This window comes from Sphaerisporangium corydalis, assembly GCF_025506355.1.
Taxonomy (GTDB): Bacteria; Actinomycetota; Actinomycetes; order Streptosporangiales; family Streptosporangiaceae; genus Sphaerisporangium; species Sphaerisporangium corydalis.
Map to the genome: position 1 here is coordinate 1 of NZ_JANZYP010000161.1, position 709 is coordinate 709.

Annotated in this window: 1 protein-coding gene; it reads right to left on the reverse strand. The window is 74.0% G+C overall.

Annotation, left to right across the window (positions count from 1 at the left end; translation table 11 throughout):
- Positions 1-549, reverse strand: a 549-nt coding sequence (locus NYZ98_RS41340; RefSeq protein WP_262851036.1) for a protease inhibitor I9 family protein, incomplete at its 3' end; no start/stop codon positions are given.
- Between the last annotated feature and the right edge of the window lie 160 nt (positions 550-709).

The window sequence follows — 709 nt, forward strand, 5'->3', positions numbered from 1 at the left end:
CGACAGCGTCGGCGCCCCACGCCCCGCCGCCCAGGGCACGGCGGGCCCCCCGCCCCCCGCACCCCGCCCCGCACCCGGCCCTCCGCGATCCCGCCGGGCGGCGGGTGCGCCGTGGTCTGGTGCCTGGGAGGTGGGGGGGTGGTCGCCGAAGGCGCGGACCAGGCCGTCCTCTTCGACCGCGGCGACCTCGGGGTGGCCCAGGACCTCGTTGACCTGTTCGGGGGTGAGTGTCGCGGCGAACCCGTTGAACACGCTCTGGTACACGTACAACGGCCGTACCCCGGTCGGGATGATCACATCGGCCGCCAGCCCGCCGGGGCGCAGCCGGATGATGTACCGGCCCGGGATGGCGCTGCCCGCCGGGGCCCGCGACACCGTCACCCGCCCCCCGGTCCCCGGCACCCCCGGTGCACTCGGCCCGCCCGGGACGCCCGGTTCGCCTGGGACGCCCGGGTCCTGTGGCAGTTGGGCGGCGGCGGGCAGGCCCGCGACGAGCGAGCCGAGCAGGACCGCCGCACCCGGTATCCGGGTCCACGTTCCCCTGCTCACATGGGTCCTGATGGTGGGGCGGATGGTCATCGCGTCCCTCTCGCAATCGGCTGCCGTGGCTGAGCGCAACCACTGATCATGGAATCTAACGATCAGTTACCCCCACCCGGCCAACGCTACTCTCTGTAAACACCTTGATCGGGTCACCCGTCCGCCGACC